Origin of the sequence: Escherichia sp. 94.0001 (assembly GCF_013369155.2) — a bacterium.
Lineage (GTDB): Bacteria > Pseudomonadota > Gammaproteobacteria > Enterobacterales > Enterobacteriaceae > Escherichia > Escherichia coli_F.
The window spans coordinates 16,233-30,470 of the sequence record NZ_JABWMS020000020.1 but is presented as its reverse complement, the minus strand read 5'-3'; the positions used below and the strand labels follow the sequence as shown (position 1 = coordinate 30,470).

14 protein-coding genes are annotated in these 14,238 nt (G+C 52.6%); 11 read left to right on the top strand and 3 right to left on the bottom strand.

The genetic code is table 11. The features are described 5' to 3' along the window. Nucleotides 1–83 precede the first annotated feature (83 nt). Complete coding sequence (locus HEN33_RS12020) at nt 84–557, bottom strand: 4Fe-4S binding protein (protein ID WP_176262785.1); 474 nt, start codon at nt 555–557, stop codon at nt 84–86. A gap of 101 nt (nt 558–658) precedes the next feature. Then, complete coding sequence (gene yiaJ / locus HEN33_RS12015; protein WP_176262784.1) at nt 659–1,507, bottom strand: IclR family transcriptional regulator YiaJ; 849 nt, start codon at nt 1,505–1,507, stop codon at nt 659–661. Between the two features lie 200 nt (nt 1,508–1,707). Here yiaJ and yiaK point away from each other — a divergent pair, with 200 nt between their 5' ends. The 9 genes from yiaK to araD all read left to right on the top strand — a co-directional run bounded on the left by yiaK (nt 1,708) and on the right by araD (nt 9,756). Next, a complete protein-coding gene (yiaK, locus tag HEN33_RS12010; RefSeq protein WP_105271657.1) occupies nt 1,708–2,706 on the top strand; it encodes a 3-dehydro-L-gulonate 2-dehydrogenase in 999 nt (332 codons plus the stop codon). A gap of 11 nt (nt 2,707–2,717) precedes the next feature. After that, nucleotides 2,718–3,185, top strand: a complete 468-nt coding sequence (locus HEN33_RS12005; RefSeq protein WP_000576081.1) for a YhcH/YjgK/YiaL family protein — start codon at nt 2,718–2,720, stop codon at nt 3,183–3,185. A gap of 117 nt (nt 3,186–3,302) precedes the next feature. Next, the gene (gene yiaM / locus HEN33_RS12000) at nt 3,303–3,776 is read left to right on the top strand and encodes a 2,3-diketo-L-gulonate TRAP transporter small permease YiaM (protein WP_000721665.1); all 474 of its coding nucleotides are present in this window, start codon (nt 3,303–3,305) and stop codon (nt 3,774–3,776) included. A gap of 2 nt (nt 3,777–3,778) precedes the next feature. Then, on the top strand, nt 3,779–5,056 hold the full coding sequence (gene yiaN, locus HEN33_RS11995) for a 2,3-diketo-L-gulonate TRAP transporter large permease YiaN (protein WP_176262783.1): 1,278 nt from the start codon (nt 3,779–3,781) through the stop codon (nt 5,054–5,056). A 12-nt stretch (nt 5,057–5,068) separates the two neighbouring features. After that, nucleotides 5,069–6,055 carry a 2,3-diketo-L-gulonate TRAP transporter substrate-binding protein YiaO gene (yiaO, locus tag HEN33_RS11990; RefSeq protein ID WP_176262782.1) on the top strand — a complete coding sequence of 329 codons (987 nt, stop codon included), beginning with the start codon at nt 5,069–5,071 and terminating at the stop codon, nt 6,053–6,055. Nucleotides 6,056–6,058: 3 nt separating this feature from the next. Next, nucleotides 6,059–7,555, top strand: a complete 1,497-nt coding sequence (gene lyxK, locus HEN33_RS11985; RefSeq protein ID WP_134736271.1) for an L-xylulokinase — start codon at nt 6,059–6,061, stop codon at nt 7,553–7,555. Next, the gene (gene ulaD / locus HEN33_RS11980; RefSeq protein ID WP_000089480.1) at nt 7,552–8,214 is read left to right on the top strand and encodes a 3-keto-L-gulonate-6-phosphate decarboxylase UlaD; all 663 of its coding nucleotides are present in this window, start codon (nt 7,552–7,554) and stop codon (nt 8,212–8,214) included. The genes lyxK and ulaD overlap by 4 nt, the downstream gene beginning before the upstream one ends. Then, entirely contained in the window at nt 8,207–9,067 is an 861-nt protein-coding gene (locus HEN33_RS11975) for an L-ribulose-5-phosphate 3-epimerase (RefSeq protein ID WP_135513458.1), read from the top strand. The genes ulaD and HEN33_RS11975 overlap by 8 nt, the downstream gene beginning before the upstream one ends. Further along, entirely contained in the window at nt 9,061–9,756 is a 696-nt protein-coding gene (gene araD, locus HEN33_RS11970; RefSeq protein ID WP_176262781.1) for an L-ribulose-5-phosphate 4-epimerase, read from the top strand. Before HEN33_RS11975 ends, araD begins: the two co-directional genes overlap by 7 nt. A gap of 31 nt (nt 9,757–9,787) precedes the next feature. Here the strand turns inward: araD and HEN33_RS11965 are convergent, their stop codons facing one another. Continuing rightward, the gene (locus HEN33_RS11965; RefSeq protein WP_000891823.1) at nt 9,788–10,603 is read right to left on the bottom strand and encodes an AraC family transcriptional regulator; all 816 of its coding nucleotides are present in this window, start codon (nt 10,601–10,603) and stop codon (nt 9,788–9,790) included. Between the two features lie 226 nt (nt 10,604–10,829). Here HEN33_RS11965 and HEN33_RS11960 point away from each other — a divergent pair, with 226 nt between their 5' ends. Further along, nucleotides 10,830–12,230, top strand: a complete 1,401-nt coding sequence (locus tag HEN33_RS11960) for an MFS transporter (RefSeq protein ID WP_000204811.1) — start codon at nt 10,830–10,832, stop codon at nt 12,228–12,230. Nucleotides 12,231–12,240: 10 nt separating this feature from the next. Beyond that, nucleotides 12,241–14,211: a glycoside hydrolase family 127 protein gene (locus HEN33_RS11955; protein ID WP_176262780.1), complete on the top strand. Its 1,971-nt coding sequence runs from the start codon at nt 12,241–12,243 to the stop codon at nt 14,209–14,211. Nucleotides 14,212–14,238: the final 27 nt, after the last annotated feature.

Sequence of the window (14,238 nt, the reverse complement as noted above, 5' to 3'; positions counted from 1 at the left end):
TGTAGGCCGGATAAGGCGTTTTAGCCGCATCCGGCATAAACAAAGCGCACTATCCCTGCGTTGAGAAACGCCGGAAAAACGTTTCAAACAGACTGCTGCCGTAGCCGATGCCGCTGCACTTTCTCGACATCCATGCACTGCAACGCCTTTGTCGGGCAGGCTTCAACACAGGCCGGTCCCGTCGCCCGATGCCAGCACAGATCGCACTTAATCGCCCTCGCCTTTTTGCGCGAAGAAACGACCTCCATCGCACCAAACGGGCAAGCCAGCATACAGCTTTTACAGCCAATGCAACGTGATTGTTCAACGAAAATATGCCCATGTTCACGGCTTATCGCGTCAACAGGGCAGACATTCGCGCACGGTGCATCTTCACACTGATGACAGGCTACAGCCGTGGTCCATGTGTGGTCTTTAATGACACGAATACGGGAAATAAACTCGTCTGGTGACAACGTAGCGCAATCCTGATTCTCCTGATGCGACACTGCGCAAGCCACTTCACAGGTACGGCAACCGATACATTTCGTCGCATCCGCAATAATAAACCGGTTCATGATCACTCCTTTGCACTAAAACAGCAGAGTGCCAGAGAGCGCGTCTCTACTGCTTTGATCCAACGAAGGAAATGTTAAAGTTTTGGCATTTGTCCAGAGCGTTATGTGATCGCGCCCTGGTCGTCCCTGACAGTAAATCCCAGTTCATTAGAAATAGCCTGCGCGGTTTCACGCAGTGGTTTCAGGAGATTTTTCTCCCCCACCTGTTTCAGACGTGATGTCGAAAGCGAAATCGACACGGCGTACGGCACCCGCCCATGAATATCAAACACCGGAACAGCAATACAGGAGACGCCGAGTTCGTTTTCTTCTCTGTCCATCGCCGCTCCGCTTTCACGAATGTGCGCCAGTTCGTCGAACATCGCGGGCAGCTCGGTAATGGTATTGCGGGTTAACGGCTGGATCTCATGCTGATGGCTTTCCCAGTATGACTTCACGTAGTCCGGGTGACCAAACGCCATGTAGATCTTGCCCATTGCGGAACAGTAGAGTGGCATATGCTGGCCTATATAAGCTCGGGTTCGCAGCATCCCGGTCGTGGGTTCCAGCTTATAAATCAAAATAGCGTGATCGTCTTCGCGGCTGGAGAAGTTAATGGTTTCACCAGTGGCGATGTTCAGTGCCTCAAGATGCGGAGCGGCGATATGAATGATATTCAGCGAAGACAGCGCCTTCTGCCCGACGGCAATAAATTTGGTAGTCAGGCGGTAACTCCCTGCGGCGGGCGCGGTGGTCACATAGCCGCAGGACTGTAATCCCTGCAATAAGCGATGGACGGTACTCTTATTTAAACCAGCCAGCTCCGAAAGATGCGCCAACGGACAACCGTTTGGATAGTTGCTCAAAATCTCAATCAGCATCAACCCGCGAAACAGACTTTGGCTTCCGGCTGGACGCTCTTTTTCCTGCGCCATCTCGTTCTCTTTTTTTCCCATCACTTCTTTCTCCATTTTGTCGCGTCCTGATGGTAGCGCAAAGTGTGCCGTAGTTCACGATCTCGACAGATAATTTATAACCAATTGATTTTTAAGTCTTTTGAAATTCATTAATCAGATTGCTTTGTTAAAAAGCGATCGATATATTTGAAATCAGATTTCGCATATTGAAATTTTAAGCCAAAAAAGCGATCAAAAAAACAAGGAAGCCAGGGATGAAAGTGACATTTGAGCAGTTAAAAGCAGCCTTTAATCGAGTCTTAATTTCACGCGGCGTTGACAGCGAAACGGCTGATGCCTGTGCCGAAATGTTCGCCCGCACCACCGAATCCGGCGTTTATTCTCACGGCGTCAACCGTTTCCCTCGTTTCATTCAACAACTGGAAAACGGCGATATCATTCCTGATGCCCAAGCCAAACGTATAACCAGCCTCGGCGCAATTGAACAGTGGGACGCCCAGCGTTCGATCGGTAACCTGACAGCGAAAAAGATGATGGATCGCGCCATTGAACTGGCTGCCGATCACGGTATTGGTCTGGTGGCTCTACGTAATGCCAACCACTGGATGCGCGGCGGCAGCTACGGCTGGCAGGCGGCGGAAAAAGGCTATATTGGCATTTGCTGGACCAACTCCATCGCCGTAATGCCGCCGTGGGGCGCAAAAGAGTGTCGCATCGGCACTAACCCGCTGATCGTCGCCATTCCTTCTACCCCAATCACCATGGTCGATATGTCGATGTCGATGTTTTCCTACGGCATGTTAGAAGTTAACCGCCTTGCAGGTCGTCAGCTTCCGGTCGATGGCGGCTTTGACGATGAAGGCAACCTCACCAAAGAACCTGGTGTAATCGAGAAAAATCGCCGCATTTTGCCAATGGGTTACTGGAAAGGTTCCGGTATGTCGATCGTATTGGATATGATCGCTACTCTTCTTTCTGACGGCGCATCCGTTGCCGAAGTCACCCAGGATAACAGCGACGAATATGGCGTTTCGCAAATCTTTATTGCCATTGAAGTAGATAAGCTTATCGACGGTCCCACCCGCGATGCCAAGCTGCAACGCATCATGGATTACGTTACTACCGCTGAACGCGCTGACGAAAACCAGGCCATCCGCTTACCCGGCCACGAATTTACCACCCTGCTGGCAGAAAACCGCCGTAACGGTATTACCGTTGATGACAGCGTATGGGCAAAAATCCAGGCGTTATAAGGAGATAAGCCATGATTTTTGGACATATCGCGCAGCCTAACCCGTGCCGTTTGCCCGCTGCTATTGAAAAGGCGCTCGATTTTCTGCGCGCCACTGATTTCAACGTCCTGGAGTCGGGCGTTGTCGAAATCGACGGCAAAAATATTTACGCACAAATTATCGACTTAACGACGCGTGCAGTAGAGGAAAACCGTCCGGAAGTGCATCGTCGGTATATCGATATTCAATTTCTGGCGTGGGGCAAAGAGAAAATCGGCATTGCTATTGATACAGGAAATAATAAAGTCAGCGAATCACTATTAGAGCAGCGCGATATTATTTTTTATCACGATAGTGAACATGAATCATTTATAGAAATGATACCGGGTAGCTACGCTATTTTCTTTCCTCAGGATGTTCATCGACCAGGCTGTATTCTGCAAACAGCCTCTGAGATACGAAAAGTTGTGGTTAAAGTCGCATTAACGGCGCTAAATTAATCGAATAATCGTCTACGCCAGAACGCCTGGGTAATGTTATTGCTCTAACTATATTAATAATTCAGGTTGCTGCACATGCAACTTGAATTATGACAAACATAGCCTCAAGGAATAGCTATGAAAAAAATACTTGAAGCAATACTGGCGATTAATCTCGCCGTACTTTCCTGTATTGTGTTTATAAACATTATTTTAAGATATGGTTTTCAGACAAGTATTTTATCTGTAGATGAATTGTCGCGTTATTTATTTGTCTGGTTAACCTTTATTGGCGCGATTGTGGCTTTTATGGATAACGCCCACGTTCAGGTTACCTTTCTGGTGGAGAAACTCTCCCCCGCGTGGCAGCGGCGAGTCGCTCTGGTTACCCATTCCTTAATCTTATTTATTTGTGGCGCTCTGGCCTGGGGCGCAACGCTAAAAACAATTCAGGACTGGAGCGATTATTCACCGATCCTCGGCTTGCCCATCGGCCTGATGTATGCCGCTTGTCTACCCACCAGCCTCGTTATCGCATTCTTTGAGCTGCGCCTTTTATATCAACTCATCACGCGTAGCAATTCTCTAACGCCGCCACCGCAAGGAGCTTAATCATGGCTGTGCTGATTTTTCTGGGCTGCCTGTTGGGTGGCATTGCCATCGGTTTGCCTATTGCCTGGTCGCTACTGTTGTGCGGGGCGGCGCTTATGTTCTGGCTGGATATGTTTGATGTCCAGATCATGGCGCAAACGCTGGTAAACGGTGCTGACAGCTTCTCCCTGCTGGCGATTCCGTTCTTTGTACTGGCGGGTGAAATCATGAATGCGGGCGGCTTATCAAAACGCATTGTTGACCTGCCGATGAAACTGGTCGGGCATAAACCAGGCGGGTTGGGCTACGTAGGCGTGCTGGCGGCAATGATTATGGCGAGCCTTTCCGGTTCTGCTGTTGCGGATACCGCCGCCGTTGCCGCGCTACTGGTGCCGATGATGCGCAGCGCTAACTACCCGGTCAACCGTGCTGCGGGGCTGATTGCCTCTGGCGGGATTATCGCGCCAATTATTCCCCCTTCCATTCCGTTTATTATCTTCGGCGTTTCCAGCGGTTTATCCATCAGTAAGTTGTTTATGGCGGGCATTGCCCCAGGCATTATGATGGGCGCAACGCTGATGCTCACATGGTGGTGGCAGGCCAGTCGTCTTAATTTACCCCGTCAGCAAAAAGCAACGAAACGAGAAGTCTGGCAATCTTTTGTTTCCGGTATCTGGGCGCTATTTCTTCCGGTCATTATTATTGGCGGCTTTCGCTCCGGTCTGTTTACCCCTACCGAAGCCGGGGCCGTTGCTGCTTTCTATGCGTTGTTTGTCGCCACAGTTATTTACCGTGAAATGACCTTCGCCACACTTTGGCATGTACTCATTGGCGCGGCGAAAACGACCTCAGTGGTGATGTTTCTGGTGGCCTCGGCACAAGTTTCTGCCTGGCTGATTACCATTGCTGAATTGCCGATGATGGTTTCTGATTTACTGCAACCGTTGGTCGATTCACCGCGTCTGCTGTTTATCGTCATTATGGTGGCTATCCTGATTGTCGGCATGGTCATGGATTTAACGCCGACGGTGTTAATTCTTACCCCGGTATTAATGCCTTTAGTTAAAGAGGCAGGAATCGATCCGATTTATTTCGGTGTCATGTTTATCATCAACTGCTCAATCGGCTTAATTACACCGCCTATCGGTAATGTGCTTAACGTTATTTCTGGGGTGGCTAAACTCAAATTCGATGATGCAGTCAGAGGCGTTTTCCCTTACGTCCTGGTTTTATATTCCTTATTAGCCTTATTTGTTTTTATTCCCGATCTCATCATCCTCCCGTTGAAATGGATTAATTAAAAGGAAAATATAATGAAATTACGCTCTGTAACCTACGCATTATTCATTGCTGGCCTCGCTGCATTCAGTACGTCTTCGCTGGCGGCACAATCATTACGTTTCGGTTATGAAACCTCACAAACCGACTCACAACATATTGCAGCGAAAAAATTTAATGATTTATTGCAGGAGAGAACCAAAGGCGAGCTGAAATTAAAACTGTTCCCGGACAGTACTCTCGGTAACGCACAAGCGATGATCAGTGGCGTGCGTGGCGGCACTATTGATATGGAGATGTCTGGCTCGAATAACTTTGCCGGATTATCACCTGTGATGAACCTGCTGGATGTTCCTTTCCTGTTCCGCGATACCGCCCACGCGCATAAAACACTCGACGGCAAAGTCGGCGATGAACTGAAGGCCTCCCTTGAAGGTAAGGGACTGAAAGTACTGGCCTACTGGGAAAACGGCTGGCGCGATGTCACCAACTCACGCCAACCGGTTAAAACGCCTGGCGACCTGAAAGGGCTGAAAATCCGCACCAACAACAGCCCGATGAATATCGCCGCATTTAAAGTATTTGGCGCTAACCCTATCCCGATGCCGTTTGCCGAAGTCTATACCGGACTGGAAACACGCACTATCGACGCTCAGGAACATCCCATCAACGTCGTCTGGTCGGCAAAATTTTATGAAGTGCAGAAGTACCTATCTCTGACTCACCATGCCTATTCCCCGCTTCTGGTAGTGATCAACAAAGCGAAATTTGATGGCTTAAGCCCGGAGTTCCAGCAAGCGCTAATTTCATCTGCACAAGAAGCGGGTAATTACCAGCGCAAATTGGTCGCCGAAAATCAGCAAAAAATCATCGACGGCATGAAAGACGCTGGCGTGGAAGTCATCACCGAACTTGATCGCAAAGCCTTTAGCGACGTACTGGGTACTCAGGTCCGCGACATGTTTGTAAAAGATGTTCCGCAGGGCGATGAACTGCTGAAAGCCGTGGATGAGGTGCAATAAGCCATGACGCAATACTGGCTGGGGTTAGATTGTGGCGGAAGCTGGCTAAAAGCCGGACTGTATGACCGCGAAGGCCGGGAGGCAGGCGTGCAGCGCCTGCCGCTGTGCGCATTAAGCCCGCAGCCAGGCTGGGCAGAACGTGATATGGAAGAACTGTGGCAATGCTGCATGGCTGTCATTCGCGCCCTGCTTACCCATTCCAGCGTTAGCGGGGAGCAAATTGTCGGCATCGGTATCTCTGCACAGGGAAAGGGCTTGTTTTTGCTGGATAAAAACGACAAGCCGCTCGGTAACGCCATTTTGTCCTCGGATCGCCGGGCGATGGAAATCGTTCGTCGCTGGCAGGAAGATAGCATCCCGGAAAAACTCTACCCGCTGACCCGACAAACCTTGTGGACCGGGCATCCGGTGTCGCTGTTACGCTGGCTGAAAGAGCACGAACCAGAACGCTACGCGCAAATTGGCTGCGTGATGATGACGCACGACTACCTGCGTTGGTGTTTAACCGGCGTCAAAGGCTGTGAAGAGAGCAATATTTCCGAATCCAATCTCTACAACATGAGTCGCGGGGAATATGACCCGTGCCTCACCGACTGGCTGGGGATCAGTGAAATCAATCACGCCCTGCCGCCTGTTGTTGGATCTGCCGAAATCTGCGGGGAAATCACCGCTCAGACAGCCGCACTGACCGGTCTGAAAGCGGGTACGCCCGTTGTCGGCGGCCTGTTTGATGTGGTTTCTACCGCACTCTGCGCCGGAATCGAAGACGAATTTACCCTCAATGCGGTGATGGGGACCTGGGCGGTGACCAGCGGCATAACCAGCGGTTTAGGTGGCGGTGAAGCGCATCCGTATGTCTATGGCCGCTACGTTAACGACGGTGAATTTATCGTTCACGAAGCCAGCCCTACCTCTTCCGGCAATCTCGAATGGTTTACCGCGCAGTGGGGAGAAATCTCGTTTGCAGAGATCAACCAGGCTGTTGCCAGCTTACCGAAAGCCGGTGGCGATCTCTTTTTCCTGCCGTTCCTGTACGGCAGCAACGCCGGACTCGAGATGACCAGCGGTTTCTACGGGATGCAGGCCATTCACACCCGCGCACACCTGTTGCAGGCCATTTATGAAGGCGTGGTGTTCAGCCATATGACTCACCTCAACCGGATGCGCGAACGTTTTACTGATGTGCACACCCTGCGCGTCACTGGCGGCCCGGCGCACTCCGATGTCTGGATGCAAATGCTGGCGGACGTTAGCGGACTGCGTATCGAACTGCCGCAGGTGCAAGAAACGGGCTGTTTTGGCGCGGCGCTTGCCGCCCGCGTCGGCACCGGAGTTTATCGCGATTTCAGCGAAGCCCAGCGCGATCAACAGCACCCGGTGCGTACCCTGTTACCGGATATGACCGCCCATCAGCTTTACCAACAAAAATACCAACGCTATCAGCACCTCATTGCCGCACTACAGGGCTTTCATGCCCGCGTTAAGGAGAACACATTATGAGCAGACCACTTCTGCAACTGGCCCTCGACCACTCATCACTTGAAGCCGCACAGCGCGACGTTACGCTGTTAAAAGACAGCGTCGATATCGTCGAAGCAGGCACTATTCTCTGTTTAAACGAAGGGCTTGGCGCGGTGAAAGCCTTGCGCGAACAGTGCCCGGACAAAATCATCGTTGCTGACTGGAAGGTCGCCGATGCTGGTGAAACGCTCGCGCAACAGGCGTTTGGCGCAGGCGCTAACTGGATGACCATCATCTGCGCCGCACCGCTCGCGACGGTGGAAAAAGGCCACGCGATGGCGCAACGCTGCGGTGGTGAAATCCAGATAGAGCTTTTTGGTAACTGGACGCTGGACGACGCCCGCGACTGGCATCGTATTGGCGTGCGGCAGGCGATTTATCATCGTGGTCGTGACGCGCAGGCCAGCGGGCAACAGTGGGGCGAAGCCGATCTGGCACGCATGAAGGCGCTTTCCGATATCGGCCTTGAGCTTTCCATTACCGGCGGGATTACGCCTGCTGACCTGCCGCTGTTTAAAGATATCCGCGTGAAAGCGTTTATTGCCGGGCGGGCGCTGGCAGGAGCAGCAAATCCGGCACAGGTAGCTGCCGACTTCCATGCGCAAATCGACGCTATCTGGGGAGGCGCACGTGCGTAATCATCCGTTAGGGATTTATGAAAAAGCACTGGCGAAAGATCTCTCCTGGCCGGAGCGGCTGGTGCTGGCGAAAAGCTGTGGCTTTGATTTTGTCGAAATGTCGGTGGATGAAACCGACGAGCGTCTGTCGCGCCTTGACTGGAGCGCCGCACAACGTGCTTCGCTGGTCACTGCGATGATCGAAACGGGTGTTGCCATTCCGTCAATGTGTCTGTCCGCACATCGTCGCTTTCCCTTTGGCAGCCGGGACGAGGCGGTGCGCGAACGGGCGCGGGAAATCATGAGTAAAGCGATTCGCCTGGCGCGCGATCTCGGCATTCGCACCATTCAACTGGCGGGTTATGACGTCTATTACGAAGACCACGACGAAGGCACCCAGCAACGTTTTGCTGAAGGGCTGGCGTGGGCGGTCGAACAGGCGGCGGCATCACAAGTAATGCTGGCGGTGGAGATTATGGATACCGCGTTTATGAACTCCATCAGCAAATGGAAAAAATGGGACGAGAGGCTCGCCTCGCCGTGGTTCACCGTCTACCCGGACGTCGGCAACCTCAGCGCCTGGGGCAATGATGTTCCCGCTGAACTGAAACTGGGCATTGACCGTATCGCCGCCATCCACCTGAAAGACACCCAGCCAGTCACCGAGCAAAGCCCCGGACAGTTCCGCGACGTGCCGTTTGGCGAAGGTTGCGTCGATTTCGTTGGCATCTTCAAAACGCTGCATGAACTGAACTATCGCGGATCATTTCTGATTGAGATGTGGACCGAAAAAGCCAAAGAGCCGGTGCTGGAGATTATTCAGGCGCGGCGCTGGATTGAAGCGCGTATGCAGGAGGCCGGATTTATATGTTAGAGCGATTGAAAGCCGACGTGCTGGCGGCGAATCTGGCGCTTCCCGCTCACCATCTGGTGACGTTCACCTGGGGCAATGTCAGTGCGGTAGACGAGACGCGGCAATGGATGGTAATTAAGCCTTCCGGCGTCGAGTACGACGTGATGACCGCCGACGATATGGTGGTGGTTGAGATAGCCAGCGGCAAGGTGGTGGAAGGTAGCAAAAAGCCCTCGTCCGATACGCCAACGCATCTGGCGCTTTATCGTCGCTATGCAGAAATTGGCGGTATTGTGCATACCCACTCGCGCCACGCCACCATCTGGTCGCAGGCCGGGCTGGATCTCCCCGCCTGGGGCACTACGCACGCCGATTATTTCTATGGCGCAATCCCCTGCACGCGACAGATGACCGCAGCGGAGATTAACGGCGAATATGAATATCAGACCGGCGAAGTGATCATTGAAACTTTCGAAGAACGCGGCAGGAGTCCGGCACAAATCCCGGCGGTATTGGTGCATTCTCACGGTCCGTTCGCCTGGGGCAATAACGCCGCCGATGCGGTGCATAATGCCGCGGTACTCGAAGAGTGCGCCTATATGGGCCTGTTCTCGCGCCAGCTTGCGCCGCAGCTTCCTGCGATGCAAAACGAACTTCTGGATAAGCATTACCTGCGTAAGCATGGGGCCAATGCCTATTACGGGCAGTAATCTCTCACGCCGGGGCTTCATTGCCCCGGCACTACGAATTGATATGTTCCTTACTGTAACGTCGCTTCCACGCAGCTGGCGTTAAACCGGTGTGTTTGCGAAAAATCTGTCGGAAATAGCCAACGTCATTAAACCCGCACAACGCCGCCACTTCCGTGAGCGATCGCGCTTCGCTAATTAACAGCTTTTCGGCTTCGCGCACCCGCTGGCGGTGGATTGCTTCTGTTAACGTCAGATGAAACACCCGCCGATAGACGCGCCCAAGATAATCGGCATTGCAGTACAGCTCGCGGGCTAAAAGCGCAGTGGAAAGCGGGCGATGATATTGCGTGCGGATCAGTTTCTGCGCTTTCCAGGCAAGCGTGGTACCTGCGGCATCGGCCTGTTCATCAAGACGCGCGTCACGGGTGAGTTGCTGCAAAATCAGCAGCACAATAAACTCCAGCGCCGGAGTGCGTTGATGCTTTTCCTGTTCGCTTAAGAACTGGCGAAACAGGGCCACCAGCGCCTGCGGATCGGCAACCTTCGTTTGTTGCGGCACGCTAAGATGAGTGAGCCAGCGCGGGTCGCTATCCGGCGCTTTAACCTCAAAATGTAGCCAGTAAAATTTAAGGTCAGCGGGAAAATCCTCTACCCCAACATGCTGTCGGTTCGGCCAGAGTAATAAACTCTCTCCCGCATCGACCAGAAATATCCGCTCTTCTTCCTGAATCGCTAATCGACCTTTTTCGACAAAGATAATTTCCCATGACTCCAGCCGCCTTGCCGGATGCCTCCCTACGCCACGGGAAATAAATAATCCACCATTTTGCACTTTAATCGGTAACGTCATGGATAATTCGAGCATTGATATGTAATTTCCCGCTTATTCATTAATGATTAAACACATTACCTTTTGATTATTAATCAAAAACATTAATTTCACCTGATCCAATTCACACTTTTAAATTCAGGTCGGAATCGTCACCTTTTTTTTACTCTTTTCTCGCCTTGTTGATATTCCCGTTCACGGCAGAATTAATCATGTCATTTCAATAAAACTAAAAATTGCTCCCTATGCACGAGGAATATCTATGACCTCTACACCGATTACTACCGCTGATATCGCTAAAGGTAAAATTGACGATGCGTTATCTGTACGGGAAAAAATAGGCTACGGCCTGGGTGACGCAGGCGGCACCGTAATAACTTGCCTGATCATGAACTTTCTCACCTTTTTCTACACCGACGTTTTTGGCTTAACTCCGGCGCTGGTCGGCACGCTGTTTATTGCACTGCGCGTGTTTGATGCCATCTCCGACCCGGTGATGGGCGTCATTGCCGACCGGACGCAAAGTCGCTGGGGGCGCTTTCGTCCGTGGCAGTTGTGGATTGCCATTCCCATCGGCATTATCGGCATCCTGACGTTCACCGTGCCAGATGCCAGCATGGGAGTAAAAATCGCCTGGGCGTTCGGCACTTACCTGCTCCTTTCAGTCGGTTATACCGCCATCAACGTGCCGTACTGCGCGCTGATCAACACCATGACGACCCGCCACAATGAGGTAATTTCGTGCCAGTCCTGGCGATTCGTTCTCTGCGGCGTGGCAGGATTTCTGGTTTCGGTTGGCTTGCCGTGGATGGTGGATCTCTTCGGTCAGGGTAATGCCGCGCGCGGCTATCAACTGGGCGTCGGCGTGCTGTGCGCCATCGCTGTGGTGATGTTCCTGTGCTGTTTCTTCTGGGTTCGTGAACGGGTGCCACTCTCCACAATGGGGAAATTTACCCTGCGCGAACATCTTGCCGGGCTGCGAAACAACGACCAACTGCTGCTGATGCTGGTCATGTCTTTCCTGCTGATTAACGTCTTTAATATTCGCGGTGGTGGGTATATGTACTTCATTACCTACGTCTTACAAGGCAGTACGGGCTACACGTCGCTGTTCTTCACTATGGTCACCTTCGCCTCCATTATCGGCTCGGTGATTGTCAGCCCGTTAACGCGACGTTTCGATACCGTCAAAATTTACTACTACACCAACCTGCTCCTCGCCGCGCTGGCGGTGTTGATGTGGTTCCTGCCTTCTGGCCCGGCTTATCAAACGCTGTGGCTGGCGGTGATCCTTGGTAATGGCGTGATTCTTGGCTTCACATTGCCATTGCACTTCTCATTGATGGCCTTTGCCGATGACTACGGCGAGTGGAAAACCCGCGTACGTTCTTCCGGCATGAACTTCGCCTTCAATCTGTTTTTCATCAAGCTGGCCTGGGCCTCCAGCGCCGGGATCATCAGCCTGCTGTTTATTTTTGTCGCCTACCAGCCAGGCGTGGAAAACCAGACCGCCAGTTCGCTTGGCGGGATCGCGGCGATGGAAACATTGCTGCCTGCGCTGTTCCACCTGCTGCTGGCGATGGCGATCCGCTTTTGCAAACTCAATAACCCTATGATGTCACGCATTGCTAGCGACCTGCGTCAGCGTCATGTACAGCCTTAAGGAGCACAAGATGAACATTTCGGAAGTCGATCTGCATAAACTGACGGTCAGCGATCCGTTCCTCGGTCAGTACCAACAACTGGTCCGCGACGTGGTGATTCCTTATCAGTGGGATGCCTTGAACGATCGTATCCCAGAAGCGGAACCCAGCCATGCGATTGAAAACTTTCGCATTGCCGCAGGACTGCAAGACGGTGAATTTTACGGGATGGTGTTTCAGGACAGCGACGTCGCCAAATGGCTGGAAGCGGTAGCCTGGTCGCTGTGCCAGAAGCCGGATGCCGAACTGGAAAAAACTGCTGACGAGGTAATCGAACTGGTCGCTTCCGCCCAGTGCGAAGATGGCTATCTCAATACTTACTTTACGGTAAAAGCGCCCGAAGAACGCTGGAGCAATCTGGCGGAGTGTCATGAACTTTACTGCGCCGGTCATCTGATTGAAGCCGGAGTCGCCTTCTTCCAGGCCACGGGCAAGCGGCGCTTGCTGGAAGTGGTTTGCCGTCTGGCCGATCATATCGACAGCGTATTTGGTCCAGGTGAAAGTAAGTTACACGGTTATCCTGGTCACCCGGAAATTGAACTGGCACTAATGCGCCTGTATGAAGTGACCGAAGAGCCGCGCTACCTGGCGCTGACCCACTATTTTGTCGAACAGCGTGGTGCGCAACCGCACTATTACGACCAGGAATATGAAAAGCGCGGGCAGACCTCGCACTGGCACACCTACGGCCCGGCGTGGATGGTGAAAGACAAAGCCTACAGCCAGGCACATTTGCCCATCGCACAGCAGCAAACCGCCATTGGTCACGCGGTACGTTTTGTCTACCTGATGACCGGCGTCGCGCATCTCGCGCGTTTAAGTCACGATGAAAGCAAGCGTCAGGACTGCCTGCGGCTGTGGAACAATATGGCCCAGCGTCAGTTATATATTACCGGCGGCATTGGCTCACAAAGCAGCGGCGAAGCGTTCAGCAGCGATTACGATCTGCCGAATGACACGGTATACGCCGAAAGCTGTGCTTCCATCGGTCTGATGATGTTCGCCCGGCGAATGCTGGAAATGGAAGGCGACAGTCACTATGCCGATGTGATGGAGCGCGCACTGTACAACACCGTGCTCGGCGGCATGGCGCTGGATGGCAAACATTTCTTCTATGTGAATCCGCTGGAAGTACATCCAAAATCGCTGAAATTCAACCATATCTACGATCACGTTAAGCCGATCCGCCAGCGTTGGTTTGGTTGCGCTTGTTGTCCGCCAAATATCGCCCGTGTGCTAACCTCGATTGGTCATTATCTCTACACGCCGCGTGAAGATGCGTTGTATATCAACATCTACGCAGGAAACAGCATGGAAGTGCCGGTAGAAAATGGCACGCTGCGTCTGCGGGTTAGCGGAAACTATCCGTGGCAGGAACAGGTGACAATTGCGGTTGAATCGCCCCAGCCGGTGCGTCATACGCTGGCTTTACGTCTGCCGGACTGGTGCACACAGCCGCAGATTACATTGAATGGGGAAGAGGTCGAGCAGGATATTCGTAAAGGGTATTTGCACATTACCCGCGAATGGCAGGAGGGCGACACGCTGAATCTGACTTTGCCAATGCCGGTACGTCGCGTTTACGGTAACCCGCTGGTGCGTCACGTCGCCGGAAAAGTGGCGATTCAGCGCGGCCCGCTGGTGTATTGCCTGGAACAGGCCGACAACGGCGAGTCACTGCATAACCTGTGGCTGCCCGCCGATGCGCTATTTACGACATTTGAAGGTAATGGATTGTTCCACCATAAGATCTTAATCCAGGCACCGGGTTACCGGTATGAACAGAGCAATCCAGAGCAGCAACCGCTGTGGCATTACGATAGTGCGCCAGCCAAACGCCAGCCGCAAACTCTGACGTTTATCCCGTGGTTTAGCTGGGCCAACCGGGGTGAAGGCGAAATGCGGATCTGGGTGAATGAAGAAAAGCATTGCCATCCGTAGGTTGGATAAGGCGCTCGCGCCGCATCC

Bases quoted from the DNA above. Each gene is read 5' to 3' on its own strand.
- ulaD (WP_000089480.1), top strand. From the start codon at position 7,552: ATGAGCAGACCACTTCTGCAACTGGCCCTCGACCACTCATCACTTGAA.
- HEN33_RS12005 (WP_000576081.1), top strand. From the start codon at position 2,718: ATGATTTTTGGACATATCGCGCAGCCTAACCCGTGCCGTTTGCCCGCT.
- yiaK (WP_105271657.1), top strand. From the start codon at position 1,708: ATGAAAGTGACATTTGAGCAGTTAAAAGCAGCCTTTAATCGAGTCTTA.
- araD (WP_176262781.1), top strand. From the start codon at position 9,061: ATGTTAGAGCGATTGAAAGCCGACGTGCTGGCGGCGAATCTGGCGCTT.
- HEN33_RS12020 (WP_176262785.1), bottom strand. From the start codon at position 557: ATGAACCGGTTTATTATTGCGGATGCGACGAAATGTATCGGTTGCCGT.
- lyxK (WP_134736271.1), top strand. From the start codon at position 6,059: ATGACGCAATACTGGCTGGGGTTAGATTGTGGCGGAAGCTGGCTAAAA.
- yiaN (WP_176262783.1), top strand. From the start codon at position 3,779: ATGGCTGTGCTGATTTTTCTGGGCTGCCTGTTGGGTGGCATTGCCATC.
- HEN33_RS11965 (WP_000891823.1), bottom strand. From the start codon at position 10,603: ATGCTCGAATTATCCATGACGTTACCGATTAAAGTGCAAAATGGTGGA.
- yiaJ (WP_176262784.1), bottom strand. From the start codon at position 1,507: ATGGAGAAAGAAGTGATGGGAAAAAAAGAGAACGAGATGGCGCAGGAA.
- HEN33_RS11955 (WP_176262780.1), top strand. From the start codon at position 12,241: ATGAACATTTCGGAAGTCGATCTGCATAAACTGACGGTCAGCGATCCG.
- yiaM (WP_000721665.1), top strand. From the start codon at position 3,303: ATGAAAAAAATACTTGAAGCAATACTGGCGATTAATCTCGCCGTACTT.
- yiaO (WP_176262782.1), top strand. From the start codon at position 5,069: ATGAAATTACGCTCTGTAACCTACGCATTATTCATTGCTGGCCTCGCT.
- HEN33_RS11960 (WP_000204811.1), top strand. From the start codon at position 10,830: ATGACCTCTACACCGATTACTACCGCTGATATCGCTAAAGGTAAAATT.